At 72.2% G+C, this 26,469-nt stretch carries 25 protein-coding genes; 13 read left to right on the forward strand and 12 right to left on the reverse strand.

Annotated features, from left to right (window positions below):
* The first annotated feature begins 334 nt into the window (after positions 1-334).
* The 6 genes from ACZ6SA_RS22460 (at position 335) to ACZ6SA_RS22485 (ending at position 7,095) form a co-directional block, all read left to right on the forward strand.
* Positions 335-691 (forward strand): ATP-binding protein, encoded by a 357-nt coding sequence (locus ACZ6SA_RS22460; RefSeq protein ID WP_465830082.1) that lies wholly within the window; start codon positions 335-337, stop codon positions 689-691.
* An 86-nt stretch (positions 692-777) separates the two neighbouring features.
* On the forward strand, positions 778-1,530 hold the full coding sequence (locus ACZ6SA_RS22465) for a sensor histidine kinase (protein WP_347643518.1): 753 nt from the start codon (positions 778-780) through the stop codon (positions 1,528-1,530).
* Positions 1,531-1,848: 318 nt separating this feature from the next.
* Complete coding sequence (locus tag ACZ6SA_RS22470; protein WP_465830085.1) at positions 1,849-3,264, forward strand: amidase; 1,416 nt, start codon at positions 1,849-1,851, stop codon at positions 3,262-3,264.
* A 66-nt stretch (positions 3,265-3,330) separates the two neighbouring features.
* Positions 3,331-4,512, forward strand: coding sequence for a sugar ABC transporter substrate-binding protein (locus ACZ6SA_RS22475; RefSeq protein ID WP_465830087.1), 1,182 nt, complete (start codon positions 3,331-3,333; stop codon positions 4,510-4,512).
* On the forward strand, positions 4,491-6,053 hold the full coding sequence (locus tag ACZ6SA_RS22480) for a sugar ABC transporter ATP-binding protein (protein ID WP_465830089.1): 1,563 nt from the start codon (positions 4,491-4,493) through the stop codon (positions 6,051-6,053). Before ACZ6SA_RS22475 ends, ACZ6SA_RS22480 begins: the two co-directional genes overlap by 22 nt.
* The gene (locus tag ACZ6SA_RS22485) at positions 6,046-7,095 is read left to right on the forward strand and encodes an ABC transporter permease (protein ID WP_347643514.1); all 1,050 of its coding nucleotides are present in this window, start codon (positions 6,046-6,048) and stop codon (positions 7,093-7,095) included. The genes ACZ6SA_RS22480 and ACZ6SA_RS22485 overlap by 8 nt, the downstream gene beginning before the upstream one ends.
* A 63-nt stretch (positions 7,096-7,158) precedes the next feature.
* On the opposite strand, the gene ACZ6SA_RS22490 is transcribed toward ACZ6SA_RS22485, so the two are convergent.
* The 3 genes from ACZ6SA_RS22490 to ACZ6SA_RS22500 form a co-directional block, all read right to left on the reverse strand.
* Positions 7,159-8,274 (reverse strand): NAD(P)/FAD-dependent oxidoreductase, encoded by a 1,116-nt coding sequence (locus ACZ6SA_RS22490; RefSeq protein WP_347643513.1) that lies wholly within the window; start codon positions 8,272-8,274, stop codon positions 7,159-7,161.
* Positions 8,275-8,368: 94 nt separating this feature from the next.
* Positions 8,369-9,862 carry an o-succinylbenzoate--CoA ligase gene (gene menE, locus ACZ6SA_RS22495; RefSeq protein ID WP_465830092.1) on the reverse strand — a complete coding sequence of 498 codons (1,494 nt, stop codon included), beginning with the start codon at positions 9,860-9,862 and terminating at the stop codon, positions 8,369-8,371.
* Positions 9,855-10,328 carry a MarR family winged helix-turn-helix transcriptional regulator gene (locus tag ACZ6SA_RS22500; RefSeq protein ID WP_347643511.1) on the reverse strand — a complete coding sequence of 158 codons (474 nt, stop codon included), beginning with the start codon at positions 10,326-10,328 and terminating at the stop codon, positions 9,855-9,857. Before ACZ6SA_RS22500 ends, menE begins: the two co-directional genes overlap by 8 nt.
* Positions 10,329-10,447: 119 nt before the next feature.
* Between ACZ6SA_RS22500 and ACZ6SA_RS22505 the strand changes: the two genes are divergently transcribed.
* Genes ACZ6SA_RS22505 through ACZ6SA_RS22520 form a run of 4 tightly spaced genes read left to right on the forward strand, consistent with a single transcriptional unit; the run spans position 10,448 to position 14,561 of the window.
* On the forward strand, positions 10,448-11,365 hold the full coding sequence (locus ACZ6SA_RS22505; protein ID WP_347643510.1) for an SDR family NAD(P)-dependent oxidoreductase: 918 nt from the start codon (positions 10,448-10,450) through the stop codon (positions 11,363-11,365).
* Positions 11,362-12,240: an amidohydrolase family protein gene (locus ACZ6SA_RS22510; RefSeq protein ID WP_465830095.1), complete on the forward strand. Its 879-nt coding sequence runs from the start codon at positions 11,362-11,364 to the stop codon at positions 12,238-12,240. The genes ACZ6SA_RS22505 and ACZ6SA_RS22510 overlap by 4 nt, the downstream gene beginning before the upstream one ends.
* A gap of 13 nt (positions 12,241-12,253) precedes the next feature.
* Positions 12,254-12,706: a MaoC family dehydratase gene (locus ACZ6SA_RS22515; RefSeq protein WP_347643508.1), complete on the forward strand. Its 453-nt coding sequence runs from the start codon at positions 12,254-12,256 to the stop codon at positions 12,704-12,706.
* A gap of 19 nt (positions 12,707-12,725) precedes the next feature.
* Positions 12,726-14,561: an acyl-CoA dehydrogenase gene (locus ACZ6SA_RS22520; RefSeq protein ID WP_347643507.1), complete on the forward strand. Its 1,836-nt coding sequence runs from the start codon at positions 12,726-12,728 to the stop codon at positions 14,559-14,561.
* A gap of 28 nt (positions 14,562-14,589) precedes the next feature.
* Here ACZ6SA_RS22520 and ACZ6SA_RS22525 read toward each other — a convergent pair whose 3' ends face one another.
* From ACZ6SA_RS22525 to ACZ6SA_RS22540, 4 genes are read right to left on the reverse strand one after another with little or no spacing between them, the layout of a single operon-like run.
* A complete protein-coding gene (locus tag ACZ6SA_RS22525) occupies positions 14,590-15,765 on the reverse strand; it encodes an FAD-dependent oxidoreductase (RefSeq protein WP_465830098.1) in 1,176 nt (391 codons plus the stop codon).
* 17 nt (positions 15,766-15,782) lie between these two features.
* The gene (locus ACZ6SA_RS22530) at positions 15,783-16,376 is read right to left on the reverse strand and encodes a maleylpyruvate isomerase family mycothiol-dependent enzyme (RefSeq protein ID WP_465830100.1); all 594 of its coding nucleotides are present in this window, start codon (positions 16,374-16,376) and stop codon (positions 15,783-15,785) included.
* Positions 16,373-17,197 carry a fumarylacetoacetate hydrolase family protein gene (locus ACZ6SA_RS22535; RefSeq protein ID WP_465830102.1) on the reverse strand — a complete coding sequence of 275 codons (825 nt, stop codon included), beginning with the start codon at positions 17,195-17,197 and terminating at the stop codon, positions 16,373-16,375. Before ACZ6SA_RS22535 ends, ACZ6SA_RS22530 begins: the two co-directional genes overlap by 4 nt.
* Entirely contained in the window at positions 17,194-18,312 is a 1,119-nt protein-coding gene (locus ACZ6SA_RS22540) for a cupin domain-containing protein (RefSeq protein WP_465830104.1), read from the reverse strand. Before ACZ6SA_RS22540 ends, ACZ6SA_RS22535 begins: the two co-directional genes overlap by 4 nt.
* An 81-nt stretch (positions 18,313-18,393) precedes the next feature.
* On the opposite strand from ACZ6SA_RS22540, the gene ACZ6SA_RS22545 reads away from it, so the two are divergent.
* Entirely contained in the window at positions 18,394-19,101 is a 708-nt protein-coding gene (locus ACZ6SA_RS22545; RefSeq protein WP_443153941.1) for an IclR family transcriptional regulator, read from the forward strand.
* 18 nt (positions 19,102-19,119) lie between these two features.
* Here ACZ6SA_RS22545 and ACZ6SA_RS22550 read toward each other — a convergent pair whose 3' ends face one another.
* Entirely contained in the window at positions 19,120-20,610 is a 1,491-nt protein-coding gene (locus ACZ6SA_RS22550) for an MFS transporter (protein ID WP_465830107.1), read from the reverse strand.
* Positions 20,611-20,669: 59 nt separating this feature from the next.
* Between ACZ6SA_RS22550 and ACZ6SA_RS22555 the strand changes: the two genes are divergently transcribed.
* Positions 20,670-22,853 carry an AfsR/SARP family transcriptional regulator gene (locus ACZ6SA_RS22555; RefSeq protein ID WP_465830109.1) on the forward strand — a complete coding sequence of 728 codons (2,184 nt, stop codon included), beginning with the start codon at positions 20,670-20,672 and terminating at the stop codon, positions 22,851-22,853.
* On the opposite strand, the gene ACZ6SA_RS22560 is transcribed toward ACZ6SA_RS22555, so the two are convergent.
* On the reverse strand, positions 22,773-23,615 hold the full coding sequence (locus tag ACZ6SA_RS22560) for a LysR family transcriptional regulator (RefSeq protein ID WP_465830111.1): 843 nt from the start codon (positions 23,613-23,615) through the stop codon (positions 22,773-22,775). The genes ACZ6SA_RS22555 and ACZ6SA_RS22560 overlap by 81 nt on opposite strands.
* Before the next feature lie 72 nt (positions 23,616-23,687).
* Between ACZ6SA_RS22560 and ACZ6SA_RS22565 the strand changes: the two genes are divergently transcribed.
* A complete protein-coding gene (locus ACZ6SA_RS22565) occupies positions 23,688-24,923 on the forward strand; it encodes an MFS transporter (protein WP_465830113.1) in 1,236 nt (411 codons plus the stop codon).
* 316 nt (positions 24,924-25,239) lie between these two features.
* Here ACZ6SA_RS22565 and ACZ6SA_RS22570 read toward each other — a convergent pair whose 3' ends face one another.
* The 3 genes from ACZ6SA_RS22570 to ACZ6SA_RS22580 all read right to left on the reverse strand — a co-directional run.
* On the reverse strand, positions 25,240-25,827 hold the full coding sequence (locus ACZ6SA_RS22570; protein WP_347643497.1) for a Pr6Pr family membrane protein: 588 nt from the start codon (positions 25,825-25,827) through the stop codon (positions 25,240-25,242).
* Positions 25,824-26,171, reverse strand: coding sequence for a ribosomal maturation YjgA family protein (locus tag ACZ6SA_RS22575; RefSeq protein WP_347643496.1), 348 nt, complete (start codon positions 26,169-26,171; stop codon positions 25,824-25,826). Before ACZ6SA_RS22575 ends, ACZ6SA_RS22570 begins: the two co-directional genes overlap by 4 nt.
* A gap of 113 nt (positions 26,172-26,284) precedes the next feature.
* Positions 26,285-26,469: hypothetical protein (locus ACZ6SA_RS22580; protein WP_465830116.1), on the reverse strand; the 185-nt coding region annotated here is incomplete at its 5' end.

The raw sequence follows: 26,469 nt of genomic DNA on the forward strand, positions 1-26,469 counted from the left end.
CCCGCCTTCGGGCTCGCGACTCCCAATCGTCGCGGCTCTACCCGGCACGCGGTCCCCTACACACGTACGCATGCCCCAAATAGGCAATTCCCCGGTTATGCCCCGTAGCGGGCCGCCGCACGATGGAGATGTCAGGAATCCGTACAGGTCACAGGGAGTGGGCGCCATGAACAGGTTCGAGAGCGAGGCGCCTCGCCGCATCCGGAGAGAGCCGCGGCGTCATGCCACATACCAGCCAGCACATCGTCACCCGCGAACCCCGCCCTTGCGGGCCTGCGCCTGCTGCGACAGGCGCCGCCGGGCGTCGTGGCTCTTCCCGCCCATCGTCGCTTCGGTGCCGCAGGCGCGGCACAGCGTGGGTGCGCAGGCGCGGCAGTGGGGATTCGCCGACGAGAGCACCACCGCCGAACTGCTCGTCTCCGAGGTGCTCGCCAACGCGCTCGCCCACACCGACGAGCCGGTGCACGTCCGTATGAGCGACGAGGACGGTGCTCTGCGGCTGGAGGTCGAAGAGCACGGCGCGGCCACGCCGCTGCCTCCCGCCCGGCTGTCCGGCCCTGACGAGGAGAACGGGCGGGGCCTGTTCCTGCTGGAAACGCTGTCCCGCGGGTGGGGCGTGGACTGCACGAGGACGGGCAAGGTCGTCTGGTTCGAGGTCGCCGGCGAGTTCGGAGCCGAGGACGCCGCCTGAGAAAGCCGTGGCGAATGCGTATTTCCACGGTGTCGGAAGCGGCTTCGCGACCGGCATGCTGAAGATCACGACTCAGTGGAGGATTCATGACCACAGCCGATGACTGCGGCGAGATCGCCACCCTCGTCGCGCGGATGGAGCATCTGGTGGAGCGGATGCGGGCACAGAATCGACAGTTCGTCACCGATGCCTCGCACGAGCTGGGCACTCCCCTGGCCGGCCTCCGGTTGCGGCTGGAGGAAGCGCGCATGCACCCCGGCCAGACCGACCTGGACGACCTCGTACGCCATGCCCTGCGGGAGGTGGACCGGATCCAGGCCATCATCGGCGACATGCTGATGCTCGCCAGGCTGGACGCCGGCTCCCCGGAACCGCTCCTGGCCATCGACGTGGCCGATCTCGTCAGGGAGGAGGTCGGCGAGCGGCCCCACGTCCTGCCCATCCATCTGGACCTGGAAGAGGGCTTGATCGTGGGCGGCGTCAGCGGCACCCTCGCCCGCCTGCTCGGCAACCTGCTGGACAATGCCGAACGCCATGGCAGGTCGGCGGTGCGGGTCTCGGTCCTCAGCGAGGACGGCGAGGTCCTGGTCCTGGTCGACGATGACGGCCTGGGCGTTCCCCCGCAGGAGCGCGAACGGGTCTTCAACCACTTCGCCAGGACCGACAGCGCCCGCGGCCGCGGCCACGGCGGTTCCGGGCTCGGCCTGCCCATCGCCCTGGCCATCGCCGAAGCCCACAGCGGCACGCTGACCGCCCAGGAATCGGACATGGGCGGCGCCCGGTTCGTGCTGCGCCTTCCCCTGCTGTACGTCGACGCGATGACGAGCGAAGTGGCATGAGAACCTTCCGGCGGCAGCGGCCGGCCACCGGATCGAGCCCGGGCGACGGCATGGACGCGATGGACGGACCGTGCCCGGCCCGAGCGCATACGACGTTTGTTCTCCATAGCAGAATTAGGTACGCCTCTGCGGAACGTGCGGCTTAACGTGTCCCCATGTCGAGCACATCTACGCACGTAGACGGCGTGCGGAGGGACATGCCCGCCCGGTCGGGCGGCTCACCGGGATCACCGAGACAGCGCCTGCGCCACGACTTCACGACCGGGCTGCCGGCCGGCTGTCGGGGCACCGGCGTGGAGCCGTGATGGGAGGCAACCCATGGACCCGTTCGTGTCCGCGGTGCGGCTAGCCGGAGCGATCCGTGCCCGCGAGCTCAGCCCGGCCGAGGCCGCCACCGTCTACCTGGACAGGATCGACCGGCTCGATCCGGAGATCAACGCGATCGTCTGGCGCAACGACGAGGAGGTCATGACCGCCGCCCGCGCGGCCGAGCGGGCGCTGATGTCCGGCGACCGGATCGGACCGTTCCACGGGGTCCCGATACCGATCAAGGACCTGACCTCGGTGGCGGGGCAGCCCAACACGATGGGATCGCGAGGTGTCTCCGACGCCCCGAGGACGACGAACGACCTGGTCATCGACCGGCTCCTGCACGCCGGCTTCATTCTCATGGGCCGGACCAACACCCCCGAGATGGGCACGCTGCCCGTCACGGAGAACGCCCGCTACGGGCGGACCGCCAATCCGTGGGATCTCACCCGTTCCCCCGCGGGTTCGAGCGGCGGGGCGGCCGCCGCCGTCGCGGCGGGCATGGCCCCCGTGGCCCACGGCAACGACGGCGGCGGATCGCTCCGCATGCCGGCCTCCGCCTGCGGCCTGGTCGGGCTGAAGCCCAGCCGGGCGCGGATACCGCAACGCGCCCAGTCGTGGTGGGAATACTGCACCACCGAGGGGGTCATCTGCCGCTACGTCGAGGACGTCGCGACGATACTGGACGCGCTCTGCGCCCCCGATCCGCTCGCCTGGTTCCAGGCGCCCGTCCCCGGCCGCCCGTTCGCGGCGGAGCTGGGACGCGAGACGGAGCGGTTGCGGGTCGGCCTGCTCCTCGACGCCCCCACCGGGCTGCCGGTCGACCCCGAGTGCGTCAACAGCGCCCTGGCCGCCGGCGCCCTGCTCGAAGAGCTGGGGCACGAGGTCTTCCCCGTCACTCCGTTCCTCCTCAGCCCTGAAGGCGCGCAGGCCTACGTGGAGAAGGTCATCGCCGCCTCGCTCTATGTCCATCCCTTCGACGACCCGGAGGCCGCCGAGCCGTACAACCGGCACCGGTGGGAACGGGTGCGGGGCATCGACGCCGGCCAGTACGTGCAGGCCGTGGCGCGGCTGCAGGCCGAGTCGCGGCAGGTGGTCGCCCAGTGGGGACGCGACTTCGATGTGCTGCTCACTCCCACCATGGCGGGCCCGCCACCACGCCTCGGCACGGTGCTGGACGACGCCAACCGGCATCCGGACACGGCGATGCCCAGCGCCCTGGCCATGGTCTCCTTCACCGCGGTGGCCAGCGTCACAGGCCTGCCGGCCATCAGCCTGCCCGTCCACGTCGCAGCCGACGGGCTTCCCATCGGCGCGCAGTTGATCGGCGCGCCGTTCGACGAGGCCACGCTGATCAGCCTGGCCGGCGACATGCAGGCGCTGGCGGGCTGGCCCGCCGCACGCCCGCCCCGCTACAGCTCCTGAACCGCTCTCCCCTCACGCTCAACCGTCTCTCCGACGGGAGCATGGCCCCATCAAGGAATCACCGCCATGGTCAACACTCCAAGGTATTCCCGCACCCCCTTCCTCGGCCTCCTGCTCACCGCCTGCCTCGCACTGGCGGCATGCGGCACGACCACGTCGCACGGCGGCGCGGACACCTCGTCGAGCACGTCCGCCGCGGTGCTCGACGCCGCCACGAAGGCCGTCGAGAACGGCTACGCCGGGGACTACTCCGAGCCGCCGAAGTCGGGGCCCAAGCCCGCGGCGGGCAAGAACATCTGGGTGATCACAGCCTGGCAGCAGGTCCGCGCGCTGGCCTACCAGGCCGAACAACTCACCGAGGCGGCCACCGCGCTGGGCTGGAAGGCGCACACGTGCGACGGCCTGAACAACGCCAACGGCGGCATGGCCGCCTGCGTCCGCCAGGCCACGGCGGCCGGCGCCAGCGGCATCGTGCTGGTGTCGGTGGACTGCGCCCCCGTACGGCAGGCCCTCGTGGAGGCGAGGAAGGCCGGCGTGAAGATCGCCTCCTTCAGCGGGTTCGACTGCGACGACCCCACGCAGGACGGCAGCTCACCGCTCTTCGACGCCCCGGCCGGCTACAGCGCGAGCATGCCGGACCTCGCCGCCTTCTACACCCGGCTGGGCACGATGCGAGCCGATCTCGCCATCGCGCGAACCCAGGGCAAGGCCAAGGTGCTGCACATCGCCTTCCACGGCATCGCGTTCGGCGAGTACGTGGCCAAGGGGTTCGCGGACCGGATCGCCGACTGCGGCGGCTGCGAGATCGTCAGCACGGTCAAGATCGCGCCCGCGGACGTCCCGAACATCCGCCAGAAGTTCGAGACCGCGCTGGTGCAGGTGCCGCAGGCCAACGTCGTCGCGGTCGACGTCGACCACTTCTTCGTGGCGGGCATCCAGCCGGCGCTGGTGTCCAGCCCGCGCAAGGACCTGGTGGTGATCGGCAACGAGTGCCAGATCGACAACCTGGACTACATCCGCAGCGGCAAGGGCCAGCAGTTCTGCCTCGGCGCGTCGAACGCCTACCGCGCCTACACGACGATCGACGCCATGAACCGCGTCTTCAACGACGACGAGCTCGTCCCCGGAGGCGTCGGCATCCAGATCGTGGACCAGGAGCACAACCTCCCCGCCCCCGGCTCCGAGTACGTCGGCCCCGTCGACTACGCCGGCCTCTACGGCAAGACGTGGAACGGCTCGTCACGATGAAAGGCGGCCCGTCCACGACAGCCATCCGGCTGACCGGCATCAACAAGACCTTCGACGGCGTACGGGTGTTGCGGAACGTGGGCTGCACCATCGCTCCCGGGTCCGTCCACGCTCTCCTCGGTGGCAACGGGTCCGGCAAGTCGACGCTGCTGAAGATCCTCGCCGGTGTTCACCCGGCCGACCAGGGCGGCACGATCGCCATCCACGGCCGGACGCACGCCGCGGGGTCCTACGGCCCGGCGATCGCGCGCCAGGCCGGGCTCCGCTTCGTCCATCAGGACCTGGGGCTCGTCCCCGATCTGACGGTCAGCGAGAACTTCGCGCTCGAAGGCGGCTATCCGCGGCGGGCGGGGCTGGCCATCTCCTGGCGCGGGCTGCGCCGAGCGACCCGCCAGATCCTGGAACGCGCGCACGTCGACGTCGATCCGCACGCTCTGGTGCGCGATCTCCGGCCGAGCGATCGCACGCTGGTGGCCATCGCCCGGGCGCTGCGCGACAGCGACGAGGGCAGTCACGTGACGCTCGTGCTCGACGAGCCCACCGCCAGCCTGCCGCAGCACGAGGCCGAGGTCCTCCTGGAGGCGATCCGCCGGTGTCAGAGCCGGGGCCAGACGATCGTCTATGTCAGCCATCGCCTGTCGGAGGTGCTCGAGATAGCGGACCGCGTCTCGGTGCTCCGCGACGGGGTGGTGGTCGCGGAGCGCTCCACCGCCGGCCTGGACGAGGCCCGGATCGTGGCGCTCATGACCGGTCAGGAGGCGCGAAAGCCGCTGCCCCGCGGGGTGCCGGAGGCCGGGGCGAGAACGGTCCTGAGGGTCAGCGGCCTGGCGGCGGGCCCGCTGCGCGACGTCGACCTGACCGTGCGGCGCCACGAGATCGTGGGGGTCGCCGGCCTGCTCGGGTCGGGCCGTTCGACGCTGCTGCGGGCCCTCTTCGGCAGCGCACGCGTGGAGCGCGGCGGATTCGAGGTCGACGGGGCGCCCGTCCGGCTCCGGTCCCCCAGGGACGCCATCCGCCGCGGCGTCGCCCTGGTGCCCGAAGATCGCGGCAGGGACGCCGCCTTCGCCGGCCTGCCGCTGTGGGAGAACGTCTCCGCGACGGCCATCAGCGCGTACTGGTCGGGCTGGCGGATGGCGCGCGCGTCCGAGCGGCGCGACGCCACGCGCCTGATCGGGATCTTCGGCATCCGCACGGCCACCCCGAACGCCCCCTTCGCCCACCTGTCCGGGGGCAACCAGCAGAAGGCCGTGCTCGCGAGATGGCTGCGGCTCGATCCCCGCCTGCTGCTGCTCGACGAACCCACCCAGGGCGTCGACGCGATGGCGCGGGCCGACATCCACGAGCTCATCAGGGAGCACGTGGCCAGGGGCAACGCCGCGCTGGTCGTGTCGTCGGACTTCGAGGAGCTGGAGTCGTTGTGCCATCGCGTGATCGTGCTCCGTGACGGTTCGCCGATCGCCGAGCTCACCGGCCCCCGGCTCACGGAGGCCGCCATCGCCGAACTCACCCAGACCACTTCCAAGGAGCCGGCCCATGACTGACGCTTCGCCCCGCTCGGCCGTGCTGCCGGACCAGGCCCAGGCCCCGCGCGGGACGCCTGTCGCGGAAACCCGCCGTGACCGGTCCTTGGCCGGTGTCGTCGAACGCTACGGCCTGCTCCTGTTGCTCGTCGCGATGGTCGTGTTCTTCGCCCTGCTGCCGTCCTCGGGTGAGGCGTTCCGCAGCGCGGCGAACATCACCTCGGTGCTGGCCAGCCAGGCGGTGGGCCTGACCGTGGCGTTGGCCCTGCTCTTCCCCATGGCGGCGGGGTCCTTCGACTTCTCCGTGGGCGCCGTCACCGCGACGTCGTCCGTCGTGGCGGCGGCCTCGGTGTCCCATTTCGGGCTGCCGCTCGTCGTGGCGATCCTGCTGGCCGTCGCGTCCGGAGTGGTCGCCGGCGCCGTGCTCGGCCTCCTGGTGGCCAGGTACGGGATCAACCCGTTCATCGCGACCCTGGGCATGGCGACCCTGCTGGGCGGTGCCGTCTTCGCGTACACGAACGGGTTGCAGATCAGCAAGGACATCCCCGAGACGCTCACCGATCTGGGCTCCCTGTCGGTGTTCGGCATCCCCCGGATCGTGCTGGCGGCGGCGTCGATCGCCGTGGCGGTGTGGTTCGTGATGCGGCACACCCCGCTCGGCCGTCACCTGTTCGCCGTCGGTTCCAACGCGAGCGCGGCGCACCTGGTGGGCCTGAACGTCACCAGGATCAAGTTCCTGTCGTTCGCGCTGTCGGGCCTGGTCTCCGGTGTCGCCGGCGTGCTGCTGCTGGCCCGCCAGGGAGCCGCGACGTCGGACAACGGAATGAACATGTTGTTCCCCGCGCTGACGGCGGTGTTCCTCAGCACGATCGTCATCGAGGTGGGACGGCCCTCCGTGCTGGGGACCGTCATCGGGGTCCTGTTCGTCGCCGTCAGCGTCAGCGGCCTGACCCTGGTCGGGGCGCCCTCCTGGGTGAGCCAGGTCTTCAACGGCGCGGCGCTGCTCATCGCCGTCGGCCTCGCCGGGGTCAGCCGCCGTGGCGCCGATCCCGCGCGGCTCTGAACTCCGGCGCGGAAACGACGGTGCGGGCCGATGGACATCCATCGGCCCGCACCGTTCTCGACGTCAGCCGGCCACCTCGTTGCTCTGCCGGCCGGCCTGCGCGAGGATCTCGTCGGCGTCGTCGAGCGGAGGGTGGATCACGTCCAGGATCGTCCCCTTCAGCTCCTTGGCCTGCTGTCCGGTCAGCGCCACCGCGCGGTCCCATCCGGTCGTGAACACGGCGCCGGCTGCGCCGAGGTCGAGGCACGTGACGTACGGGTCGGGAGCGAACTCGACCAGCGGCAGGCCGAGCAGGTCGGCGGCGGCGTTGTGACCTGCCGCCTTCCCCATGGGGGTGGCGAACTGGCAGCTCTGCACCGTGTGGTGATCGGCGTCGGCCAGGGCGGCGGCGACGTCGCCGGCGGCGAACACCTCGCCGGAGACCCGCAGATGGCGATCGACCAGCAGCCGGCCGAGCCGGTCGCGCTCCGCGGGGATCTGCTCGGTCATGGGGTGGGCCCGCATGCCCGCCGTCCAGATGACGGCGTCGGCCTGGATCTCGCTGCCGTCCGCCAGGACGACGCCCTGGCCGGTGACCGACGCCGCGCTCACTTCGAGGCGTACGTCGACGCCCAGCTCGGCCAGCGCCGCCGTGATCGCGGGACGGGGGCCAGGACCCAGTTCTGGCGCGACGACGTCGGCGCGCTCCAGCAGGATCACCCGCCCGCGGGCGGCCAGCTCGGTGGCGATCTCCAGCCCGGTGAAGCCGGAGCCGATGACCACGGCGGTGAAGCCCGTACGGTCGCCGAGGTGAGCGTTGAGCCTGGCCACGCCGTCGGCGGTGTCGATGTCGAAGAGGTGCTCCGCGCCCGGCAGCGGGGCCCGGACGAGCCGGCTGCCGGCCGCCAGCACCAGCCGGTCGTAGCCGATCGAGCGGCCCTCGGCGGTGACCTTCGAGCCCGGCACGTCGATGTCCGTGACCTCCGCCCTCAGGTGGGTCACGCCGATCGGCTCCAGGACGCGCTTGAGCGCGACGCGCGACCAGCCGGGATCGAGCTTGTGCAGGCGCGGTCGCAGGACCATGTCCTCGTTGGGCGCGACGAGCGTGATGCGCAGATCTTTGTCACCTCGCGCGCGGGCGGCGGCGGCCGCGCTCCACACTCCGGCGAAGCCGCCGCCGACGATCAGGACTTCCGACATCGTGTTCCCTTCATCATGGCCGGGCTCGGTGCGTGCCCGGATGTTCGTGAGGCCGGCGGAGCCGCTGGACGTCGTCGCGCACGGCGATGGCCCGTTACCGCAGCTTGTCGCGGTGGATCTTGCCGGACCCGGTCCGGGGCAGTTCGTCCATGAACCGCACCGTCTTGGGGATCTTGTACCTGGCCAGCCTGCCGTCGAGGAAGGCCAGCAGTTCGTGTTCGGTGACCCGGTGGTCGGGGCGCACCCGGACGAAGGCCCGCCCCACCTCGCCCCATCGGCCGTCGGGCACCCCGATCACCGCGCACTCCTCCACCGCGGGATGGCGCAGCAGAGCCGTTTCCACTTCGGCGGGATAGACGTTCTCTCCGCCGGAGATGTACATCTCCTTCAGGCGGCCGACGACGAAGTAGTAGCCGTCCTCGTCGACCCGGCCCAGGTCGCCGGTCCGGATCCAGCCGTCCTCCGTGATGGCCGCCGCGGTGGCGTCGGGGCGGCCCCAGTAGCCCGCCATGACGGTGGGGCCCTGGATGAGAAGCTCGCCCTCCGTGGCGCCGGATCCGGCCGCGCCGGAACGTGCCACGCGGACGTCGGAGAAGAAGTGGGGAACGCCGGCCGAGCCGACTTTCGCCGTGCTCATCTCCGCCCTGACGATGAGCGCTCCGGGAGCCGCCTCGGTGAGCCCGTACCCTTGCAGGAACCGCAGCCCGCGCTGCTGGTACGCGGTGATCAGCGCGGTCGGCACGGGCGCTCCCCCGGCGAGCAGGGAGCGGATCGAGGACAGGTCGGCCGAGCCCCAGCGGGGTGATCGTGTCAGGTCCGCGAACATGGTCGGGACGCCGAACATCCAGGTGACGCCATGCCGCTCGACCAGGTCGAAGCAGTCGTCGACGTCCCAGCCGGTCATGAGCACCGCGCAGCCGCCTTTGAGCAGGGTCGGCAGGAGCGTCATGTTGAGCGCGGCGACGTGGAACAGCGGCGCGCTGATCAGGGTGACCTCGTCGCCGGTGATGTCGAGCTCGACGAGCACGTTCATGCAGTTCCAGATGACGTTGCCGTGCGTGAGGACCGCGCCCTTCGGGCGTCCCGTGGTGCCCGAGGTGTAGAGGATCATCGCAGGATCGTCGGATCCGACCGGTTCGTCGATGGGGTCGGCGGGCGAAGCCTGCAGCCGTTGCTCGAAGTCGGAGGCGGACGCGCCGCCGACGGTGACGAGCACGGGGGAGGCGGCCACCTGCAACTGCTCCACCACCCCGGTGTGACCGGCGGCGTGCACCAGCACGGACGCGCCGCAGTCGTCCAGCTGGAAACTCAGCTCCGCCGCCGTGAGCCGGGTGTTGAGCGGCACGAACACCGCCCCCAGCAGATGGGCGGCGAACATGGTCTCCACGAGCGATGCCGCGTTCGGCCCGAGGTAGGCGACCCGGTCGCCGTGCGCCACGCCCATCGAGCGCAGCGCGTGCGCGAACCGGGTGGTCCGCTCGACCAGGCTCGCGTAGGTCCGTACGTCGGCACCCGCCACGAGAGCACGCCGGTGCGGCGAGGAGCGGGCACGCCTGAGGGGCCATGAGCCCAGGCCCTGGTTAAGCATCCGAGGTCGCTTCCCTGTCCGGACGGCCCTGGCCGGAGCCGTCGAGAGCCAGGTTTCTGAGGATCGTGAGCAGCTGGCCCCGCTCGCCGGGCGTCAGCCGCGCCAGGAACTCCTGACGTGCCGCGGCCACATCGGCCCGCGCCCGGTCCCGCATGGCGCGCCCGTCGGAGGTCGCCCGCACCTCGCGTGCCCGGCGGTCGGACGGGTGGGGGCGCCGCGACACCAGGCCCCTGGCCTCCAGCGCGTCGACGAGCGACACCACCGGGCTGGGATCCATGCCGAGGAACTCGGCGATGTCGCGCTGGGACAGGCCGTCGCGGTCGCACACCAGCGCCAGGACGGAGTAGTGACGGACCCGCAGGTCGAGATGGGCGAGCCTGGCGTTGGTCATGCGCACGATCACGCCGCTGGCGTGCGCCAGCAGAAACCCGGTGTCGTCAAGCAGCCCGTCGTCTTGTCCACGCACGGCGACCCTCTCGTCGAAGGTAGTCAATGATCGAAAACTTCAATCATTGACATTATCATTCATTTCCGCGTACGGTCCAGCCCAGACCCAACGAGACCAGCGACAACGGGAGCGAGCCAATGGCCGACCTGAGAGGAAAAGTGGCCGTGGTCACCGGCGCCGGACGCGGGCTGGGACTGGCCTACGCCAGGGACCTGGCGGCCGCGGGAGCGCACGTGGTGGTCAACGACATCGACGAGGCGGCGGCCGGGGCCGTGGCGGAGTCGATCACCCGGGCCGGCGGCAGCGCCGTCGCCCAGGCCGCCGCGGTCGGCACCGGCGAAGCCGCCCAGGCGCTCGTCGACCGCGCCGTCTCCGCCTTCGGGCGGCTCGACGTCATGGTCGCCAACGCCGGGGTCCTGCGCGACACGGTGTTGTGGAAGATGAGCGACGAGGACTTCGACACCGTCGTCCACGTCCACCTCCGCGGCACCTTCACCTGCGCCCGCGCGGCGGCCGTACGCATGCGGGAGCAGGGCGACGGAGGGCGCATCATCTGTGTCGGATCGCCGACCGGCCAGCGCGGCACCTTCGGCCAGACCAACTACGCCGCGGCCAAGGCCGGCATCGTCGGCATGGTCCGCACGTGGGCCATGGAACTCGCCCGGGCCGCCATCACCGTCAACGCCGTCATCCCGGTGGCCGCCACCGAGATGACCAGGACGGTGCCCTTCCTGCGTACGCACATCGAGGCGCTGGACCGGGGCGGGAAGCTCTCGCCCTTCGCGCGCCGCGCCCTCGCCCTGGGCACGCCCGAGGACGCCGCCGGCGTGGTGACGTTCCTCGCCTCCGACGCCGCGGCCGGCATCACCGGGCAGGCCATCGGCGTCGGCGGCGACCGGGTCAGCCTCTGGTCCCATCCCAGCCAGGTCGCCAGCGCGTTCGCCGACGACGGCTGGAGCGCCGACGCGCTGGCCGAGACCTGGCCGACGACCTTCGGCCCGCACGTCCAGTCCGTAGGGGAGCCGGTCCCCCAGCCCGAGGAGCGGCGCGCATGACACAGCGGATCAGGCTCGCCTCGCTCACCGCCGTGGACACGCATGTGCACGTGGAGGTGGACGACGACGGCCATCCCTCACTCGGCGGCGACCTGATGGAGGCCTCCGCGGCCTACTTCCGATCGGACCACCGCACGCCGACGGTGGACGAGATCGCCCAGACCTACCGCGAGCGCCACATGGCCGCGGTCGTCTTCACCGTCGACCACCACCGGGCCACCGGCCACCCGCCCATCAGCAACGAGTACGTGGCCGAGGCGGCGGCGCGGCACCCCGACGTGCTCATCCCCTTCGCCAGCATCGACCCCCTCCGCGGCAGAGCGGGCGTCGCCGCCGCCGCGCGCCTGGTCGGCGAGCACGGCATCCGCGGCTTCAAGTTCCACCCCAGCCTGCAGGGCTTCGACCCGACCGACCCCGCGGTCTTCCCGCTGTACGAGGCCATCGCCGCACTCGGTGTCCCGGCCGTCTTCCACACCGGCCAGACCGGGATCGGAGCCGGACTCCCCGGAGGCGGCGGCATCCGGCTCGGCCTGTCCAACCCGATGCTCCTCGACGAGGTCGCCGCCGCCTTCCCCGATCTCCAGATCGTGCTGGCGCACCCGTCGTTCCCCTGGCAGGACGAGGCCCTGGCGGTCGCCACCCACAAGTCCAACGTGTGGATCGACCTGTCGGGCTGGTCGCCCAAGTATTTCCCGCCCAACCTCGTCCGCTACGCGAACACGCTGCTGAAGGACAAGGTGCTCTTCGGCTCGGACTTCCCCCTCATCACCCCGGACCGGTGGATCGCCGACTTCGACCGGCTCGACATCAAGCCCGAGGTCCGTCCCAAGATCCTCAAGGAGAACGCGGGCCGGCTGCTCGGCCTGCCGCAGTGATCGGAGATCCTCCATGACCAGAACCGTCACCGTCGCCGAACTCCCCGGCCTGGCCGGGCAGGATCTCGGATACAGCCCGTATCGAACCGTCGACCAGAAACGCATCGACGGCTTCGCCGAATCGACGGACGACCGGCAGTGGATCCACGTCGATCCCGTCGCGGCCGCCGCCGGCCCCTTCGGCACCACCATCGCCCACGGCTACCTGACCCTGTCGCTGGTCATCCCGCTCTGGGGCGACCTGCTCGACGTCCGGGACGCCACCACCAAGGTGAACTACGGGCTCGACAAGGTCCGCTTCCCCGCCCCCGTGCCGGTGGACGCCCGGATCCGGCTGCACGCCCGGGTCGCCGAGGCCACCGGGATCGCCGGCGGCGTGCAACTCGTGCTGGACGTGACCATCCACGCCGACGGGGTGGACAAACCCGTCTGCGTGGCCCGGCCGGTCTTCCGCTACTACCGCTGACCGCCGGAAGGGCGAGCTGATGAGCCACTACCGAAGCAATGTCCGCGACATCGAGTTCAACCTGTTCGAGATGCTGGGCATCGACCGATTCCTCGGCTCCGCCCTCTTCCCCGACCTGGATCACGAGGCCTGCCGGCACGTCCTCTCGGAGGTGGCGCGGCTGGCCGAAGGGCCGCTGGCCGCCTCGTTCTCGGATGCCGACCGCAATCCTCCCGTCTTCTCCCCCGAGTCCGGCTCCGTCACGGTGCCGGACTCGCTGAAGAAGGCGTACGCGGCCTTGCGCGCCGCGGAATGGTGGCGGCTTGAGGCGCCGCCGGAGCTGGGCGGCGTGGCCGCCCCTCGCACGCTGGTCTGGGCGGTGGCCGAGTTGATCCTCGGGTCCAACCCGGCGGCCCATCTGTACGGCACCGGGGTGCCCTTCGCCGGCGTCGTCCACCGCGAGGGCACGCAGGAACAGCGCAGGATCGCCGCGCACATGATCGAGCGAGGCTGGGGCTCCACCATGGCCCTCACCGAAGCGGACGCCGGTTCGGACGTCGGCGCCGGCCGTACGAAGGCCGTGCGGCAGGACGACGGCACCTGGCACATCGAAGGGGTCAAACGCTTCATCACCTCCGGCGACCACGACCTCACCGAGAACATCGTGCACCTCGTGCTGGCCCGCCCGGAGGGGGCCACGGCGGCCGGCACGAAGGGGCTGTCGCTCTTCATCGTGCCGAAGCTCCTGTTCGACCTGCGGACCGGCGAGCCGCTCGGCCGCAACGGCGTGCAGGTGAGCAACCTCGAACGCAAGATGGGGATCAAGGCGTCCACCACCTGTGAGCTCCGGTTCGGCGAGCGGGAGCCCGCCGTCGGCTATCTGCTCGGCGACACGCACGACGGCATCGCCCAGATGTTCCACGTGATCGAGCACACCCGGATGCTGGTCGGCGTGAAGGCCGTCGCGACCTTGTCGACGGGCTACCTGCACGCGCTGGACCACGCCCGGACCCGGATGCAGTCGGCGGACCTCACCCGGCTGGGTGACAGGTCCGCCCCCCAAGTGGCCATCATCAGCCATCCTGACGTGCGCCGCAGCCTCATGCTGAACAAGGCCTACGCCGAAGGACTGCGGGCGCTGGTCCTCTACACCGCGGGCTGGCAGGACAAGGTGGCGGCCGGCGAGCACGCGGGCTCCGACGTCGGCACGGCCAGGGCGGTCAACGCGCTCCTGCTGCCGATCGTCAAGGGCGTCGGCTCGGAGCGCTCGTACGAGCAGCTCGCCCACGCCCTGCAGACCCTCGGCGGCTCCGGCTACCTCCAGGACTACCCCCTGGAGCAGTACGTGCGCGACACGAAGGTCGACACCCTGTACGAGGGCACCACCGCGATCCAGGGCCAGGACCTGTTCTTCCGAAAGATCGCGAGGGACGGCCGGCGGGCGCTCGACGCCGTCCTGACCGAGATCGGCGACTTCCTGCAATCCCTGGCCGGCGACGACCGGCTGCGGCGCGAGCGTGCGGCCGTCTCGCGGGCCAGGGACGCCGTCACGGGCATGGCCGACGCGATGCTCGGCCACGCCCGGCGCAGCAGCGAGGACCCGCGCGAACGCTACAAGGCCGGCCAGAACACCACCCGCCTGCTCATGTGCGCGGGTGACCTCATGGTCGGCTACCTGCTCCTGCGGCAGGCCGACACGGCCCACCGCCGGCTGGACCAGGGCCACCTCTCCCCCGCCGACCGCGCCTTCTACCGGGGGAAGACAGCCGTCGCGCGGTTCTTCGCGCTCACCGTGCTTCCGCTGCTGGACGCCCACCGCGCCATCGTCGAGGCCACGGACAACGACCTGATGGACGTCCCGGAAGCGGCGTTCTGACCGCGAGACAGCCCCCTGGCCCGCCGCCCTACGCGCGCACGGCGTACAGATCGTCGATGTGGGTGTAGTCGCGGGGGTCACGGCGGCGGAACAGCTCGTTGCGCAGCAGCCTGCCGACGCCGTCCACATGCCACATCTCACCCCACGTCCTGGCCGTCTCCTGGATCCAGGCGGTGCGCGTGGTCCGCGCGGCCTCGTAGCGTTGGAGCGCCTCCGTCCAGCGGTCCCGTCCGGCCGCGGCCAGCTCGGCGGTCAGGTGGTGGGCGTCCTCGATCGCCTGGCAGGCGCCCTGAGCCAGATACTGCAGCATGGGATGGGCCGCGTCCCCGGTCAGCACGACGCGGCCGTCCGTCCAGTTGGCGATCGGCAGCCGGTCGTACATCGGCCAGCGTCGGTCGCGCCACAACGACGTCAAACCCTCGCGAACGCCGGGAGAGCAGCGCGCGAAGGCCGCGTCCAGCTCCTCGGGCCCGCCCCAGTCCCTTTCTCCCCGCTCGTAGGCGGGAGAGCGGAAGACGGCGACGGTGTTGAAGATCTCGCCCCGGCGCAGCGGGTACTGGACGAGGTGGCAGCCGGGTCCGACGTGCACGACCACGTCGGAGGCCGTCTCGGGATCCAGCTCGCGGCCGAGCCGTTCGACCGGGATGGCGCCGCGGTAGGCGACGTAACCCGAGCAGACAGGCCGGTCGTCGCTGAAGCGCGCCCGCAGCCGCGAGTGCAGCCCGTCGGCCACGATCACCAGGCGTGCCCGGTGCCGGCCGAGGGAACTGCGGACCACGGCCGCGTCCGGCCCGTCCACGACGTCGTGGACCTCACAACCCGGCACCATCTCGACCCCGGCGCGCTCGCAGGCGCGGGCCAGGATGTCGAGCAGGTCGCTGCGGTGGATGACGACGTACGGCGCGTGGTAGCGGCCGGTGAAGTCCTCGTCCAGAGCGAGGTGGGTCAGTGCGGAGCCGTCGAGGGCGTCCTTGAACTGCAGCCTCCGGGGTGTCACCCCGGCCGCCAGCACCTCGTCGAGGAGGCCCCACCCGGCGAGGACGCGGGTGGCGTTGGGCGCCATCTGCAGGCCCGCGCCGACCTCGGCGAACTCGGCCGCCCGTTCCATGACCCGGACCGTGAACCCGGCCGACGCCAGGGCGAAGGCGTTGGCGAGCCCGCCGATGCCGCCTCCGGCCACCACGACGTCCGTGGAAGCGTCCATCGTTTCCTTCCCTTCGTCTACAGCCACGGCCCGAGAGCGGGCGGCTGCGCGTTCCTGCCGGTCAACCAGGCCGCCAGGCCGGCGGCCGCCTCGCCGCTCCTGCGGGCGTGCGTGTCCAGGGCGTCCGCCACCAGCGCGGCGTTGACCTCTTCCGGCAGGTCGGCGAAGCCGACGCCGTGGTCCAGGTCCACGGCGTGCACGGTGACCTCGCGGGTGCGCATCCAGACGATCTCGGCCGCCGGGACGATGCGGCCCCTGGCCGTCACCACGAGGGCGTTCCACGCCTGCTCGGGCAGCCGGTCCATGTCGGCGGCCAGGTCGTGCGCCGACTGCGCGACCAGTGCGCGCAGGGTGCGGGCGGGCAACGTCGAGGCGGACTCGATCTCCTCGGCCCGCTGACGGGCGCCGGCGTACATGCGCCGTTCGACGCCGGTGGCGGCCCAGCTCAGCAACCGGCGCAGCGCCTCGGCGTTGCCGTGGACGTGGGCGACGACGTGCCGCCGGTTCCAGCCGGGCAGCGCCGACGGCTCGGAGAGCTGGGCGTCGTCGAGGCGATCAACGGTGCGCAGGAACATCTCGGTGCCCAGGTCCATCCATGCGCGCGAGCTCATGCCGTCCTCGCGGTGTTCTCCAGGCGGCCGACGCCCTCGACCTCCGTCACCAGGGTGACGCCGTCGCTCAGGTAGCGCGCGGGCGTGCGGGCGTGGCCGACCCCGCCGGGAGTGCCCGTGGCGATGACGTCGCCAGGGCGCAGGGTCACGATCGTGGAGGCGTATCGGACCAGGTCCACGGGCCCGAAGACCAGGTCGGCGGTGTCGGCCAGCTGCATCCGCTCGCCGTCCACGAGGCAGCGGATCGGCAGCGCAGGGCGCACGCCGCCAGGCAGCTCGTCGGGTGTGACCAGCACGGGGCCGAGCGGCGTGGTGCCCTCGAACGTCTTGCCCTGCAACCACTCCTTGGTGCGGAACTGCCAGTCGCGCATGGTGACGTCGTTCATGACGGTGAACCCGGCGATGGCGGCCGCCGCCTCCTCCGGCGAAGCCCGGCGCACCGTGGCGCCGATCACCAGGGCCAGCTCGGCCTCCCAGTCGACGGCCGAGGACTCCGGCGCGAGCTGGATGTCGTCGCGCGGGCCGATCAGGGCCTCGGCGAACTTGGCGAACAACGTGGGATGGTCCGGCAGCTCCCGGCCCATCTCCAGGATGTGCGTACGGTAGTTGAGCCCGACGCACAGGATCTTGCCCGGCCGCGGGACGACGGGCGCGAGGTCGCCGGCCCGCAGGACCGGCCCGTCGGCACGGGCGGCCAGCTCGGGCCAGTCGTCTTTGGCCAGCAGGGCTCCCACGTCGGGCAGCCCGAGATCCACGTACCCGTCGCCGGTGTGCTTGGCCGCGCGGGTGCCCCCGGCGGTGCGGACGGTGGCGAGTCTCATGGCCGGCCCCCCTCGGTCTGGACGCGGTGCAGGTGCAGCCGCTCGAAGATCGGTGTGTCGCTGAACCTGAACAGGTCCAGGCCGTGCTCGGTGGTCAGCGTCAGCGGCTGCCACGACGGCACCACGAACAGGTCGCCGCGCTCGACGCGCCAGGTGTGCTCGGCCACGGCGATCTCGCCTGTGCCCTCGAACACCTGGTAGACCGACGATCCGGCCTCTCGCGTGGCGGCGGTGGCAGTGCCCGGCGCGAGCCGGTGGAAGTCGGTGCGCAACGTCGGCATGACGTCGCCGCCCGTGGCCGGGTTGACGTAGCGTACGGCGGCGTGGCCGGGCTCGATCGTGGCCCGGCAGCCCTCGGCCTCCAGGGCGAGCTGCTCGTTCAGCGCGCGGTCGGTGTGCTCCCAGCGATAGGCCAGCAACGGGGTGGCGGGCGCCGGCTGGAGGTGCGTGAGGGGCCGCAGCCCGGGGTGCCCCCACAGGCGCTCGGAGCGGGAGCGGTCGGGCGCCTCGCGGGTCTCCACCTCGTCGGGGCCGAACTCGAAGAACGTCGCTTCCGCGAAATGCTGGAACGGGATGTCCAGGCCGTCGATCCAGGCCATCGGCCGGTCGGTGACGTTGTGGTGGCCGTGCCAGTGCCAGCCGGCCTGGGGCAGGAAGTCTCCGCGGCGCATCGCGACCGGGTCGCCGTCCACCACCGTCCAGACGCCCTCGCCTTCCACGACGAAGCGGAAGGCGTTCTGGGTGTGCCGGTGCACGGGGGCGTCCTCGCCCGGGTTGAGGTACTGGATCGCCGCCCACAGCGTCGGGGTGGCGAACGGCCGGCCGCCGAGCCCGGGGTTGGCCAGCGCGATGGCCCGTCGCTCGCCGCCGCGGCCCACCGGCACCAGCTCGCCCGCCTGCTCGGCCATCGGCAACAGCCGGTTCCACCGCCACAGGTGCGGCACGGCCCTCGATCGGGGGGAAAGCGGCATCAGGTCACCGATCTGCGTCCACAGCGGGATCAGCAGCTCCGACTCGAAGCCGCGGTACAGGGCCTCCAGCGCCGGTATGCGCTCGGGCTGGTCCTCGGCGTCGGTCGCGACGATGGGCACCGCCGGTGGATCAATGGTGGTCATGAAACCACCCTGCACTATTTTCCGTTCTCCAGATAAACTCTTTCTGCCATGAGGAATAAGCCGCCATACGCGCTCTCATCCGTGGACCACGCGCTCCACCTCGCCGCGCTGCTGCAGCAGGAAGGCCCCATGCGGGTGACCGACGCCGCGGAACGGCTCGGCGTGGCGGTCTCCACCGCCCACCGGCTCCTGGCCATGCTGGTCTACCGGGACTTCGCCGAGCAGGGGCCCGACCGGCGCTACCGGCCTGGCAAGGTGCTGCGCCCGGCCGCCGCCTCCGCCGCGCCCGTCGCCCTGCTGCGCGAGATCTGCCAGCCGGAGCTGCGCGCCCTGGTGGAACGGACCCAGGAGTCGGCCAACCTCATGGTCCCCGCAGGCACGGAGGTGCGCTTCATCTCCACCGTGGAGTCCCCGCAGATCCTGCGGGTGGGCGACCGGGTGGGGCGCTCGCTGCCGGCGCACCGCGTGTCGGGCGGCAGGACGATCCTGGCCGCGCTGCCCGAGGAGCAACTGGACGCCCTCTACAGCGAGGACGACAGCGTCGACCTTCCCCGCCTGCGCCGCGAGCTGGCACTGGTGCGCGAGCGCGGCTTCGCCATCAACGACCAGCTCACCGAGACCGGTCTGACGGCCGTCGGCATGGCCATCAAGGACGCGGACGGTCTGCCCGTGGCCGCGCTGTCGCTCGCCCTGCCGACCGCCCGCTTCGACCGCGAACGGCTTCCGGGCTGGGTCGGCGCGCTGTCGTCGGCCGTGGCCAAGGTCGAGGCGGCCCTGCCCGCCCGGTGACCGGCCCGACTCTGCTGGCTAGTGACGGCCGTCCTGGCCGATCGGGCGGAGGTGCCGGAGCAGCGTCAGGGAGACCACGGCCAGGCCGAGTGCCAGCACCGCGCTGATGGCCGCGACGACGAACAAGCCTTGGGCGAAGGCGGCCCGGGCCTCCGCCACGAGAGCCGCGGCCGGCCCCGGCGGCAGGCCCGCGGCGGCGTCGAGCGCCTCATTGAGCGAGGAGCCCGCCTGCGGCAAGGTGACCCGGCTGCCGTAGACGGCCGTGCCGACGCTGCCGAGCAGCGCGACGCCGAGGGCGATCCCCAGTTCGCCGCCGCTCTCCGCCAGGGCGGAGGCGGACCCGGCCCGCTCCCGCGGCGCGGACCCGACGATGAGGTCGAGTCCCAGCGCGCCGACGGGAGCCATGCCGAGGAAGGCGACCGTGACGCCGGCGACCAGCGTGAGGAGGCCGCCGCCCGCCACCACCACGGCGAATCCGGCGGCCGCCACCACCAGCCCCACCCCCACGACCGTCCCCGGCCGGAACGCCCCGGCGATGACAGGGGCGGCGAGCGAACCGCCCACCAGCCCCAGAGCGGGGACGGCCATCCAGAGCCCGGCCGCCATGGGCGAGAGTCCTTCGACGAGTTGCAGGTGCTGGCTGACGAACAGGTAGACGCCGCCCTGGATCACCATGGAGAGCGCGAGGATGAGCAGGGCCGCCCTGAACGCGCGGTCGGCGAACAGGCCCGTGTCCATCAGCGGCTCGGCCAGCCGGCGCTGCCGCCGCACGAACGCCACGCCGGACACGAGGCCGGCCGCGAGCACGGCGTAGGCCATCGTCTGGGCGGGGTCGTTGGCCAGCTCCTTCAGGCCGTGGACGACCGGCAGGATCGTGGCCAGCGACAGCGCGACGCTGGCCAGGTCGAGCCGGCCGGAGCCCTCGGGCGCGGTCTCCGGCAGCAGGATCAGGCCGCCCGCCACGACCAGGACCATGATGGGGACTCCCATCAGGAACACCGATCCCCACCAGAAGGTCTCCAGCAGCGATCCGGCGATCACCGGCCCGGCCGCGGCCCCGCCCATGAAGCAGGCGGTGAACACGCCGATGGCCATGGCCCGCTGCCTGGCCTCGGTGAACAACCCCGTCACCAGCGCCAGAGCCGACGGCCCCATGGCCGCGCCCGCGACGCCCAGCAGCACGCGCGCGGCGATCAGCATCGTCGTGGAGGTGGAGTAGGCGGCCAGGGCGGAGACGGCGCCGAACACGACCGCGCCGATCAACAGCAGCTTCCGCCGGCCGATCCGGTCGCCGAGCCATCCCATGGTGATCATGAAACCGGCGATCATGAAGCCGTACACGTCGGTGATCCACAGCAGCTCGGTGGCGCTGGGACCCAGGTCGGCGGCCAGGTGAGGAAGGGCGAGCACAAGAACCGTGTTGTCCACGGCGAGCAAGAGCGTGGCCAGGGCGAGGACGGACAGTCCGAGCCAGGCGCGCGCCCCGGCGCGGGCAGCGGTGATCGTCATGTGTTCAGCCTCGGGGACAGGCGTTATGGTTTGTTTCTGGCCTGTTTAGGGTGAGGTTCATGCACTTCGCCGTACTTGGCCCGCTCGAGGTGATCGCAGCTGACGGCTGCTCGGTCAGGGTTCCCGAGCGCAAGGTGCGGGCGCTGCTGGCCGGTCTGCTCGCCCACAACGGGCGGGTCGTGCCGGCGGAACGGCTGATCGAGAGCCTGTGGGGTCCGGAGCCGCCGGGCAAGCCGCTGGGCGCGCTGCGCGCCAAGGTGTCGCAGCTGCGCCGGGCGCTCGACGAGGCGGAGCCGGGAGCCCGGGAGCTGGTCGTCACCCGGCCGACCGGCTTCTCGATCGACGGCGACACCGACGTGCGCCGCTTCCAGGAAGCGGCCGGCCGTGCCCGGTCCTCCGACGATCCGGGCGAGCGGGCCGCGCTGCTGGCCGAGGCGCTGGAATGGTGGCGCGGCCCGGCCTACGCCGACTTCGACGACCTGCCCGGCGAACCGCTCGTCCGCGGGGCCGCGGATCTGCTGGAGGAGCAGCGGCTTGCCGTACTCGAAGACTATGCGGAGGTACGGCTGGCACTCGGCCAGGACGCTTCGCTGGTCGGCGAGCTGGCCGGGCAGGCCGCGCAGCACCCGCTGAGGGAACGCTTCCACGGGCTGCTGATGCGCGCCCTCTACCGCTCCGAACGGCAGGCCGAAGCGCTGAAGGTCTACCAGGCGCTCCGCGAGCGCATGCGCGACGAGCTGGGCCTCGACCCGGGCCCCGAGCTCGCCGCCCTGCACCAGGCGATCCTGGAGCAGCGGCCCGGCCTGCGCCGCCCGCCGGTCCCTCCGGCTCCCGCGCCCGGCCGGCTGCCCGAGCCGCTCACCGGCCTCGTGGGCCGGGACGAGGCGCTGGCCGAGCTGGCCACCCTGCCCGGCACGGCCCGGCTCGTGACGCTCACCGGCACCGCCGGGGTGGGCAAGAGCCGCCTGGCGCTGGAGGCCGCCCGGCGGCTGGCCGGCGACTTCCCCGACGGCGTGTACTGGGTGGATCTGCTGGCTGTGGCATCGGACGTGGCCGAGGCGATCGAGGCGGCGCTCGGCCTGCGCGACAACGGCGGGGCTGGCCTCCCGGGCGAGCGGATCGCGTCCGCCTTCGGCAGCCGCCGGGCGCTGCTGGTCCTCGACAACTGCGAGCACGTGGTCGAGCCGGTGGCCAAGCTCGCCGAGCTGCTGCTGCGCGCCGGCTCCGGACCCCGGGTCGTCGCCACCAGCAGGGAGCCGCTCGGCGTGGCAGGCGAGGTCGTGCGGGAGGTCGCACCGCTGGACGCCGCCGCCGCGGCGCTGCTGTTCTCCGCCCGCGCCGCCGACGCGGGGCGGGGTCCGGCGGTGTCGGCCGCGGACGCCGCCGCCGTCGAGGTGATCTGCCGCCGCCTCGACGGCATCCCGCTGGCGCTGGAGCTGGCCGCGGCCCGGGTGCCGGCGCTGGGGGTGAAGGCCCTGGCCGAGCGGCTCGACGACCGGTTCCCTCTGCTGTCGGCCGGACGCCGGGCCGGCCCCGCGCACCAGCGCACTCTCAAGGCGGCGATCGACTGGAGCTGGGAACTGCTGACCGAGCCGGAGCGCGTCGTCCTCCGCCGCCTGTCGGTGCAGATCGGAGGGTGCACGCTGGGTGCGGCGGAACGGGTCTGCGCGGTGCCCCTGCCCGTCCCCGGCGGTCCGCCCGGCGACGCCGCGCCGGCAACGCGGGCCGTCCTCGGTCCTGACATCGACCCGGCCGACGTCGCCGGCCTTCTGGCCCGCCTGGTGGACCGCTCCCTGGTCGTGCGGTCGGAGGGCAGGTACCGGCTGCTGGAGTCCGTGGCGATCTACGCGCTGGAGCGGCTGCGCGAGGCCGGCGAGCACGACCTCGTCCTGCGGTGGTACGCCACCTACTACACGCAGCTCGCCGAGTGCGCCGAGTCGTACCAGGCCGGGCCCGCGCGACACCGCTGGATACGGCGGCTGGACGCCGAGACCGCCAACCTGCACGGAGCGCTGGAGGCGGCCGTGCGGCTGGGTGACACGCGGCTTGCCACGCGGCTCACCGGCTCGCTCGGCTGGTACCGGGCTCAGGCCGGCCGGGCCTGGGCGGGGCCGCCGGAGGCGGGGCCGCCGCATGGTGGCCGGCCCGGGGAGGCGGGCGGGTCAGATCATCCGCCGCAGGGCGGTCTCCACGGCGTCGACGAGCGCATCGCCTTCGGTACGGGGGTGGCGGGCGAGGCCTAGTTCGACGTCCGGCAGGGCGGGCAGCGCGGCCGGGTCGTGGCAGGCCATGGCCGGCTCCAGGTTGGCCGGCAGGACCGCCGCGACGCCGAGCCCGGCCCGTAGCGCCGCGAGCACTCCGGCGAGGCTGTTGCTCTCGAACGCCACCCGCCAGGGACGCCCCAAGCCCTCCATCGCCTCCAGCACCGACGTCCGCCAGGCGCACGTGTTGGAGAACAGCACCACCGGCAGCGGATCGGCGTCGACGGCGACGCCCTGCCCGACCGCCCAGACCAGCGGCAGGCGCACCGTCCAGCGCGGCGGCCAGGGAAGGTCGGGAACCTCGTCGAGCACGAGTTGCACCCGGCCCGTGTCGTACGCCTCCCGCATCGCCGCCGTGGAGAGGCTGAGCACCTCCAGCGTCGCGTCGGGGTGCAGCCGAGCGAGGTCGGCGAGTGCCTGAGGAAGGCGGCCGGCGGTGAGATCTTCGTGGAGCCCCACTCCGCAGTGCCCGGTGAGCGCGCGTCCCGTCTCGGCGAGCGCCTGAGCCGACAGCGCGAGGATGCGCTCGGCGTAGGGCAGGAGCTCCTCGCCCACCCGGGTCGGCGAGACTCCGGACGGCGCCCGGTGCAGCAGCGGACTGCCGACAGCCCTTTCGAGCTTGCGCAACTGCTGGCTGAGCCCGGGCTGTGTGCGGCCGAGCGCCGCCGCCGCACGGCTGATGCTGCCCGCGCGAACGGTGGTGACGAACGAGCGCAGCAGCGCGGTCTCCAGATCAGGCGTCATAAGCATTCATTATGCCTGGTCCAACAGATTGACGGCTTCCTATGGCCTGCCGGGTGACCTACCGTCGCAACGGTGACCAGATTCCGGCAGGTGCTCGCGGTGCCGGGCATGACGCCGCTGCTGAGCATCTCCCTGCTCGCCCGCACCGCGATCACGGCTGACGCGATGGCACTGACGATGTACGTCGTCATCGCCCTCGACCTCAGTTACGCGGCGGCCGGAGCGGTGGTGGCGGCGCTCACCGCCGGGGTCGCACTGGGCGGGCCGCTGGTGGGCAGGGTGATCGACCGGCGGGGCCTGCGTACCGTGCTGGTGGTCACGATCGCGGCCCAGCTGGTGTTCTGGGCGACCGTTCCCGTGCTGCCGTACGTGATCCTGCTGGGCGCCTCCTTCGCCGCCGGCCTGCTGATGGCGCCGATCCAGTCGGTCACCAGGCAGGCGATCGCCGCGATGACGGCGGCGGAGCAGCGGCGGCCGGCGTACGCGCTGGAGTCGGTGGTCGGCGAGCTGTCGTACATGGTCGGGCCGGCGGTGGTGATCGTGTGCGCGGCGGAGACGTCGCCCGGCGTGGTGGCGTGGGGCGTGGGCGCCGCGATCGTCGCCGGCGGGGCCGTGATCGCCCTGCTCGACCCGCCGCTGCGAACAGAGGACGAGGCAGCCGGCGAGGCGGCGGGCCGGCCCCGGCGGCGGGAGTGGCTCGGAGCCCGCATGGTCGCCGTCCTGACGATGGGATTCGGCGTCGCGATGTTGCTCAGCGGCGTCGACCTGGCCATCGTCGCCACTCTGCGAGAAGCCGGTCAGGTCTCGTGGGCGGCCGTGGTCATCGCCGTGTTCGGGGTGACGTCCGTCGTGGGCGGTCTGGTCTACGGAGCGCTGCCCCGGCCGATGCCCACCTGGCTGCTGCTCGGCCTCCTCGGGCTGGCGACGATCCCGGCCGGGCTCGCCCATGACTGGCCCTGGTTGTGCGTGGCCGTCATCGGCGCCGGGCTGCTCACCGCACCGACTCTCTCCACGGTCGCCGACGCGGTGAGCCGGCTGGCGCCCGCCGGCGTGCGAGGCGAGGCGACCGGCCTGCACTCCTCGGCGGCGAGCGCGGGGTTCGCGCTCGGTTCACCGGTCGTGGGAGTGGCGATCGACGCGTCCGTGCCGGCGGGCGGCTTCGCCGCGGCCGGCCTGGCCGGCCTGCTCGCCGCGCTGGTGGGATACCTGCTCCTGCGCCGCTCATCCACCACCACCCCCTCTCCGCCGTCTCCACCGCCCTCGTCACAGGCGCCAGGGCCCTGCGACGCCGTCGCGCCGGCCCCGTGAACCGCATCGCCGGCACGAAACCCGACGCCGGCCAGCCGGTCAAACGTTGGTCCGGGCTCGCCGGCGGGCTCGCGCCCAGCCTCCTGTCCGGGCTCGCGTTCGGGGTCGCGTCCATGCTCGTTCTCGGGCCCGTGGCCGGGCTGGTGACGGGGCTCCTGATCGGGCTTCCGAGCGGGGTCGCATTCGGGCTCGCGCGAGGGCTCATGGCCTGGGCCGAGCAACCCGCTCCGACGTCCTTCAGCACTCCCACCTCCAGCTGGCGACCGGACCCTCACCCTCCTGCGAGGGATTCTGGTCCGGTTCGCCGGCGCGCGGGTCAATCGTCCGCCGGTTCGTGCGTGACCCGGCGGACGCCGAGCAGTACGTAGCCCAGCGTCACGAAGACGGCCAGCGCGGCCAGGGCCGCCGAGGCGACCGTCGGCCAGCCCAGTCGCTCCACGTCCAGGAACGGGTAGACGTAGCGGCGGGGGAGGTTGGGGGCGGCGAGCAGCACGAAGGCGCCGTACAGGAGCGGGAAGCCCAGCCACGCGAACGGCGCCGACCAGCGCGACCGGCGCGACCGGTCAAAAGCGACCCAGTCGACCAGCGCCATGACGGGCGTCACGTAGTGCAGCAGGAAGTTGCCCAGCCCGCGCACGCCGCCGTCCAGCAGCGCCAGCGGGTTCGCCAGGTCGCGCGAGACGTAGTTGACCAGGCAGGTGACCAGAAGGTACAGGGTCACCGCGCCTTTGACGTCGGCGGAGGCCGGCCTCCTGCGGTCGTTGACCAGCCGCCAGGCATAGTAGAGCGCGAGCATGACGTTGCTCTGCACCGTGAAATAGGCCCACGGGCGGCCGACCGACGCCGCCAGGCTCGCCAGGCCCGCGATGGCGGCCGTGACCAGCAGGATGCGCCACGCCGTCATCCGGTCCTCCTCAGCCAGAGCGTGTGCGCGGCCCACGCCGCCGCGGCGCCGACCGCGTACCAGAAGAGATCGGGCGGGTTGAATGTGCTGCCCAGCAGCGGCCGCAGCACGGCCGGGATCTCCCCGAGCTGGGCGAACTCGATCAGCCAGCTCGCGCCGGTCGACACCCCCGCCGCCACCCAGGGCTTCACTCTGGGAAGGGCCAGCGTCACGAGCGTGTAGATCAGCACGGTGTAGAGGGCGTCGCCGGCGTACTTCGGCACGGGGCCGTCGAACAGGGCCCGCACCCCCAACCCGGCCGCGACCGTCAGGACGGCTGCGCCGAGAACCAGCAGGCGGGGCATCCGATCACATTAGCGCCGAAAGCACCTACGGGGCATCCACGTTCAGCTCGCGCGACGGGCGTCGCCCCGTCAACCCCGTCGAGCAGGCGCTCCGGCATGGGGACCCCGCGGGATCAACGCAGATGCCTGACGGAGTCCCAGCCCGAGCCGACCTGGTAGCCGTTGCCGAAGGGCGCCTTGGGCGACACCCTGAAGTTGTTGCCGAAATACTGCAACGACCCATCCGACTTCACCGCAAGAACGTCCGCGAACCCGTCACCGTTGACATCAGCAGAGCTGACGTGTTTCATCCCGGCCC

This window comes from Nonomuraea sp. NPDC049378 (assembly GCF_055586745.1).

What these genes read in the sequence shown, in the direction of transcription:
- ACZ6SA_RS22560 (WP_465830111.1), bottom strand. Translation starts at nt 23,615, where the DNA reads ATGACGCCTGATCTGGAGACCGCGCTGCTGCGCTCGTTCGTCACCACC.
- ACZ6SA_RS22540 (WP_465830104.1), bottom strand. Translation starts at nt 18,312, where the DNA reads ATGACCACCATTGATCCACCGGCGGTGCCCATCGTCGCGACCGACGCC.
- ACZ6SA_RS22555 (WP_465830109.1), top strand. Translation starts at nt 20,670, where the DNA reads ATGCACTTCGCCGTACTTGGCCCGCTCGAGGTGATCGCAGCTGACGGC.
- ACZ6SA_RS22525 (WP_465830098.1), bottom strand. Translation starts at nt 15,765, where the DNA reads ATGGACGCTTCCACGGACGTCGTGGTGGCCGGAGGCGGCATCGGCGGG.
- ACZ6SA_RS22570 (WP_347643497.1), bottom strand. Translation starts at nt 25,827, where the DNA reads ATGACGGCGTGGCGCATCCTGCTGGTCACGGCCGCCATCGCGGGCCTG.
- ACZ6SA_RS22575 (WP_347643496.1), bottom strand. Translation starts at nt 26,171, where the DNA reads ATGCCCCGCCTGCTGGTTCTCGGCGCAGCCGTCCTGACGGTCGCGGCC.
- ACZ6SA_RS22515 (WP_347643508.1), top strand. Translation starts at nt 12,254, where the DNA reads ATGACCAGAACCGTCACCGTCGCCGAACTCCCCGGCCTGGCCGGGCAG.
- ACZ6SA_RS22465 (WP_347643518.1), top strand. Translation starts at nt 778, where the DNA reads ATGACCACAGCCGATGACTGCGGCGAGATCGCCACCCTCGTCGCGCGG.
- ACZ6SA_RS22470 (WP_465830085.1), top strand. Translation starts at nt 1,849, where the DNA reads ATGGACCCGTTCGTGTCCGCGGTGCGGCTAGCCGGAGCGATCCGTGCC.
- ACZ6SA_RS22475 (WP_465830087.1), top strand. Translation starts at nt 3,331, where the DNA reads ATGGTCAACACTCCAAGGTATTCCCGCACCCCCTTCCTCGGCCTCCTG.
- ACZ6SA_RS22520 (WP_347643507.1), top strand. Translation starts at nt 12,726, where the DNA reads ATGAGCCACTACCGAAGCAATGTCCGCGACATCGAGTTCAACCTGTTC.
- ACZ6SA_RS22505 (WP_347643510.1), top strand. Translation starts at nt 10,448, where the DNA reads ATGGCCGACCTGAGAGGAAAAGTGGCCGTGGTCACCGGCGCCGGACGC.
- menE (WP_465830092.1), bottom strand. Translation starts at nt 9,862, where the DNA reads ATGCTTAACCAGGGCCTGGGCTCATGGCCCCTCAGGCGTGCCCGCTCC.
- ACZ6SA_RS22550 (WP_465830107.1), bottom strand. Translation starts at nt 20,610, where the DNA reads ATGACGATCACCGCTGCCCGCGCCGGGGCGCGCGCCTGGCTCGGACTG.
- ACZ6SA_RS22510 (WP_465830095.1), top strand. Translation starts at nt 11,362, where the DNA reads ATGACACAGCGGATCAGGCTCGCCTCGCTCACCGCCGTGGACACGCAT.
- ACZ6SA_RS22490 (WP_347643513.1), bottom strand. Translation starts at nt 8,274, where the DNA reads ATGTCGGAAGTCCTGATCGTCGGCGGCGGCTTCGCCGGAGTGTGGAGC.
- ACZ6SA_RS22530 (WP_465830100.1), bottom strand. Translation starts at nt 16,376, where the DNA reads ATGAGCTCGCGCGCATGGATGGACCTGGGCACCGAGATGTTCCTGCGC.
- ACZ6SA_RS22485 (WP_347643514.1), top strand. Translation starts at nt 6,046, where the DNA reads ATGACTGACGCTTCGCCCCGCTCGGCCGTGCTGCCGGACCAGGCCCAG.
- ACZ6SA_RS22535 (WP_465830102.1), bottom strand. Translation starts at nt 17,197, where the DNA reads ATGAGACTCGCCACCGTCCGCACCGCCGGGGGCACCCGCGCGGCCAAG.